The sequence below is a fragment of the Anaeromicrobium sp. genome, from assembly GCF_025210435.1.
Taxonomy (GTDB): domain Bacteria; phylum Bacillota; class Clostridia; order Peptostreptococcales; family Thermotaleaceae; genus Anaeromicrobium.
Genome location: NZ_JAOART010000030.1, coordinates 1 through 4,939, shown reverse-complemented (window position 1 = coordinate 4,939; position 4,939 = coordinate 1). Strand labels below are relative to the sequence as shown.

6 protein-coding genes and 1 pseudogene are annotated in these 4,939 nt (G+C 28.8%); 1 reads left to right on the top strand and 6 read right to left on the bottom strand.

The genetic code is table 11. The features are described from left to right. From N4A57_RS03510 to N4A57_RS03495, 4 genes and pseudogenes are all read right to left on the bottom strand, one after another. A partial coding sequence (locus N4A57_RS03510) for a hypothetical protein (RefSeq protein ID WP_293656188.1) occupies window positions 1-181 on the bottom strand: 181 nt, incomplete at its 3' end. Window positions 182-375: 194 nt separating this feature from the next. Then, window positions 376-1,230: a hypothetical protein gene (locus tag N4A57_RS03505; RefSeq protein ID WP_293656187.1), complete on the bottom strand. Its 855-nt coding sequence runs from the start codon at window positions 1,228-1,230 to the stop codon at window positions 376-378. 407 nt (window positions 1,231-1,637) lie between these two features. Further along, on the bottom strand, window positions 1,638-1,880 hold the full coding sequence (locus tag N4A57_RS03500) for a hypothetical protein (protein ID WP_293656186.1): 243 nt from the start codon (window positions 1,878-1,880) through the stop codon (window positions 1,638-1,640). Between the two features lie 2 nt (window positions 1,881-1,882). Further along, window positions 1,883-2,095 (bottom strand): annotated as a pseudogene (locus N4A57_RS03495) (DUF3990 domain-containing protein); the annotation flags it as partial. Window positions 2,096-2,144: 49 nt separating this feature from the next. Here N4A57_RS03495 and N4A57_RS03490 point away from each other — a divergent pair. Beyond that, window positions 2,145-2,288, top strand: a complete 144-nt coding sequence (locus tag N4A57_RS03490; RefSeq protein WP_293656185.1) for a hypothetical protein — start codon at window positions 2,145-2,147, stop codon at window positions 2,286-2,288. Window positions 2,289-2,295: 7 nt separating this feature from the next. On the opposite strand, the gene N4A57_RS03485 is transcribed toward N4A57_RS03490, so the two are convergent. Together N4A57_RS03485 and N4A57_RS03480 are read right to left on the bottom strand one after the other, a co-directional pair. Further along, window positions 2,296-4,209: a serine hydrolase domain-containing protein gene (locus N4A57_RS03485; RefSeq protein ID WP_293656183.1), complete on the bottom strand. Its 1,914-nt coding sequence runs from the start codon at window positions 4,207-4,209 to the stop codon at window positions 2,296-2,298. Between the two features lie 254 nt (window positions 4,210-4,463). After that, window positions 4,464-4,772, bottom strand: coding sequence for a winged helix-turn-helix transcriptional regulator (locus N4A57_RS03480; protein ID WP_293656182.1), 309 nt, complete (start codon window positions 4,770-4,772; stop codon window positions 4,464-4,466). Window positions 4,773-4,939: the final 167 nt, after the last annotated feature.

Genomic DNA, 4,939 nt, shown 5'->3' with positions numbered 1-4,939 from the left:
CAATATCTGTCGCTTTCATGCTAGAATTACAAATCTCATTATATTTCTTTAACAAATCTAACTCATTGATATTCTCATATTCATTGTAGAGAACAAAACTTAAAAATTGATTTACACTATTGTTACTGCTATCCTCAATATTTTTTACTTTTTCTTTTCTAAACTTTGAAAAAAATCCCATACTCTTAAACTCCTTTCAACAAACTCACCAATACTTTTATATAACGTTCTTGCTATGTTGCGACGTTCCGAGTGTATTTTGCGGAATGTCTGAAAATAGTATGTTAGGTGATGGAACCAATTGTTCCCCTCAACATACCTCAACATATTCTTTAGGTATAATGAAATGTTTCATTAATATTATAGTATTTATTCTTAATTATCGCAGAAACGTTCTAAATATTCTTCATACTGGTCACGCGTCCAATAAAAATGATATTCTCTCTTATCATTCTGAATTTCTTTATCAATATCAATGGAGTTAAGCCAATCAGTAATTGTATATCTATCTCTTATACAGTCAATTACAGCTTCTATATCTGATGGAAAACATCTTATTGGAAAAGTATCCATCCCTCTTGTTTGAAAGCAACCTAAAAAATATGAATTAGAGTAATACTCAATCCCATTTGGATAATGAATCAATTTTGGTATATATCCTAAAATTAATTGATATAAACTATCATCTCTAGATTCTACTCCTACAACCAGACTTAATATTTTGAAGTTTATAGAATCAATTGTTTCTTCGCGAATAATCAAATTATTATAATACTTTATAAATGTATTTTTATGCATTTCTTCAGTTAGCATATCTGAAATATCATCCCAAAATTTAATTTCTATATGAAATCCACTTTTATGAAAATTTTCGCAATCTAAAGCAATAACTTCTTTCTGAATAAAAGTATCTCTAGGTGCAGTAGTCATAATAATATATTCCTTGAGTTCTTGTGAGAAATTTTTAGCTTTATTTACTTCTTCTTTAATTTCTTTTAAAAAACTAGTTCTAAATTTTTTATCACCAATTTCCGCCTTACTCTTTACTTTGCACTGTATTCCTATCAAATGATTATTTTCATCATATCCATATATATCAACTCCATCTTGAAATAATCCTGGTCTACCTACTTTTTGAATTCTTTTTAAATATCGTTTATATAAATCTAATGCTAAATTTTCAAATTTAAAACTATCTGTAATTTCTGGAATCTTTATATAGTCATACATAATAATTTACTCCTTAAATTAATTTTCATTTCGACTTAATCATATTATTCATAATGTTCATACGGTTATAATTAAGAACCTATTCAATTCTGTCACCTAACTACTCATTTCACGAACTAGTTTCGCTATTTATTTATATAAGGATGGATTAGCGAAACTAGTTCGTGAATATCAACTTATCTTAAAACCCTAGGTTTATATATTGATTGTTTTAAAGCCTATTCCATATAACTCCTATTTCTATTTACAGATATATCCATATTATAACACAATTCCTCATTTATCTATATTACTTATATATGCTTTACAACCTTTCTTACTACTGAAAAAACGAACTAATAATTTTAATTATCAGTCCTCTTTACTCACCTATATCTTTTATATTACATCATGCATATCAACATAATTTAATGAACAAAATCACTTGGATAGCTCTTATGCTTAATGATTCCATACTCTAGCATTAATTCCTGGGTTAGATATTTGACCCCTTTGCAATGTAAATCTCCCACACCTTCGCTAATTAATTCATAGGTTTCAGACGTATAAAAATATTCCATACTCTCATCTAATTCCTTACCAGTTTCCTTTGAAAATTCAAGTATTATATCTTTATATAAAGATTGTAGTAATATTTTATTAGCTTCCATCATCACACTTCTTTACTTTCTTCAAATTTCAAATATTTATCTATAATTTCTTGGTTGATAATACAAATCTGATGATTAGGCTTATAATACTGTAACCTTTTAAGAGCTTCATCTTTACCAATTAGCTGATCTTTATAAAGTTCTATTGTATTATACACTCTATCATCAGCTATGCCTCCCATAATCATATCATAATCTAAATAGATATTACTTCCACTTCTACAATCTAAATCCTCAAAAAATTACTATTGTTTTCTTAGACATATGAAAAAACAAACTAGTCAGAGCCCTAAGGAATTTGGATTATTTTCAAGGCATGGCAAATGGTCATATCAAACATATGTAAGAGACTCCATAGGAAAGAAAATAATTCAAATAACCAGTGAAATGACTAATTTATTTTTTTGAATATACCTTACCTAAAATATCCTAGCAGATTCCAATAATACATCCACCCTATAAAAATTAATGATGTTACAACTACCAATGAGTAGTATATCCTTCTATTAAATGTCCAATCTTTATTCTTCCAAGCTCTTATTACATATGGAATAGTTATTATTGTTATTATTCCACTAATAACTGGTGGTAACAATGATAGTTTAAATAATAATGGTATTGCACCTGTAGTCATTACTCTTGAATTTATCCATATCTCCATGACAAATCCTAATACTCCACCTATTGGAAATAATAAATGAAACATGGAAATTAACAATATAAGTTTTTCAATCTTTCTATCATTTCTATGTTTTTCATTTTTCTTCCATAATATGTTTTGTAAAAATTTAGTTATTAATGTGGTTAGAAATATTATCATACACAAAGAAAATATTATCATAGATAATTGGGGATTTTCATACCATTTAATCTTCATGTAAGCCTCATGGGGCTCAAAGTCCTGAAATAAATATTTTATATTTTCATTCTCATCTTCTTGAAAAATAAGTTTCCCTTGGCCATTCACCTCATAAAATACTAAAGAGTCAACTTCAATATATTTTCTTCCTCTAAAGGTTAAGGTCCCTTCATCATTAGGAATAACTTTTTCCATACGTGATAGGGCAAAAATCAATTTATCTGAATTAAACTTTGCAGTTCTACCTTCTTTAAAATATCCTTCATAATTTTTTGCTCTTTCCTTATGATTTTCTAATGGCTTTACCTTTTCAACATTATAAGGGTAATATCTATCAAGGAACTTTTGTCTAAATTCACTCCTAGCCTTATCTGAATTTGGACTATTATATGAGATAAATACTCCTACATTTTCCTCAGGAATCAACATGCATAACGTCCTAAAAAGAGCTGTTCCTCCTGAATGCCATATGATTCTTTTATGGTTTCTTTTCCATTCTATAAATCCAAGACAAATTCCCGGCAATCTTTTGTCATTAGGAAAATGAGTTTTATGCATAAGCTTTGCCGTATCCTCTTTTAAAATAACTTTATCCTCATATCTTCCATTTTGAAGATGCATAATCATAAACTTTGATATATCCTCAGAAGATGTACTAATTGCACCAATTGGTGGTAACTGAGTAAATGCATCCTCAAACACCTTATAATCACCTTTTAAGTACATATGTCCTTTTGAAACATTATCATACTTAGCAGATGCTGGTTGAAGTATTGTTGTTCTATTCATATTTAAAGGCTTTAAAATATTATTCTCTATATACTCTTCGTATGTGATCCCTGAAATATTTTCCATAATTTTTCCTGCTAGTGCAGTTCCATAATTTGAATATGCTACGATTTCCCCTGGTTTAAATATTCTATTTCTCTTATCTCTTAACAAAGCTTCTTCTAATGGAGGTATTTCTTCATCTCTGCCCATAAATAAATTTGAAAATTTGTCCTCAATTCCTGATGTATGGGTCATCAAATTTTTTATGGTTATGGGTTCCTTGTAATTCCCTCCAATTTTTATATTCCCTAAATATTTACTAATATCATCATCCAAATTAAGCTTTCCCTGTTCTACTAATTGCATGATTCCTGTCCAGGTAAATAACTTTGTGACAGATCCTATCCTAAACATAGTATTAGAATCAGCTTTTAATCCCTCTGATATATTTCTATACCCATATGCCTTTGTAAATAATACCTGTCCATCTTTAACTACTGATACAGAAGCTCCTGGGATATTATATTTTTCCAGTTGCTTTGGTACTGTATTTTCAACAAATTCTTTAATATCTCCTTTGCTTAATTTATGCGTTTGTGCTATAACTTCCTCTGCATATGCATAATTAATAGCATTAACAATGTTTCCTAGTAATACTAGTAAAATTGTCATTTTTAAAATCGTCCTATTGAATATCATTTTGTTTCCTCCCTATATGATCTTAATTTTTCATCTAAACCATACAAAAAAATAAGCTAAAAAAACATCCTCTAATTGGATGATTTTTCAACTTATTTTAGGACTTTTATCATTAAATTTAGTATCATCCTTTTGGATGATACTCCTAAACCACTGTATTTTTCCCATTTATCATATTAACATGCTTCTTGAAATACAACATAGCTATTATAGCATAATTTTTCCTTATATACGGACAGTAATTTGTAACCTTATTACTTTTTCTTTTCTAAGGTATCTTCGTTAAAAGTTTCCTTCAACAACTCTATGTACTTTTCACCCCACACACTCATTGCTTGGGTCACAGGTAAAAATTCTTTACCTATCTTTGTCAAAGAATATTCCACTTTAGGAGGTACTTCTTTATACACTTCTCTATGAACAATACCATCCTTTTCAAGTTCTCTCAATTGTTGTGTTAGATAGCCTTGTCTAATATTTGGCATAGCTCTATGAAGTTCTCCAAAACGCATGGTGCCTTGAGAAAGAAAATTCATTATGGCAAATTTCCATTTTCCCCGCATCACTAAATTTGCAACACCAACACTACGTAAGCGTCAAAAATTTTCCGTCTTGAAAAATAGAAAATCCAGTATAACTAACTTGAAAATTAGTCTACTGGATTTTTATCTGACTTTTCTTTTCTATTTTTAATTCCTCAGGTAAGGTTTTTGACCAAGGCATTAATTCT

Coding starts and splice junctions, on each gene's coding strand:
- N4A57_RS03505 (WP_293656187.1), bottom strand. CDS start 1,230: ATGTATGACTATATAAAGATTCCAGAAATTACAGATAGTTTTAAATTT.
- N4A57_RS03485 (WP_293656183.1), bottom strand. CDS start 4,209: ATGATATTCAATAGGACGATTTTAAAAATGACAATTTTACTAGTATTA.
- N4A57_RS03500 (WP_293656186.1), bottom strand. CDS start 1,880: ATGGAAGCTAATAAAATATTACTACAATCTTTATATAAAGATATAATA.
- N4A57_RS03490 (WP_293656185.1), top strand. CDS start 2,145: ATGAAAAAACAAACTAGTCAGAGCCCTAAGGAATTTGGATTATTTTCA.
- N4A57_RS03480 (WP_293656182.1), bottom strand. CDS start 4,772: ATGCGGGGAAAATGGAAATTTGCCATAATGAATTTTCTTTCTCAAGGC.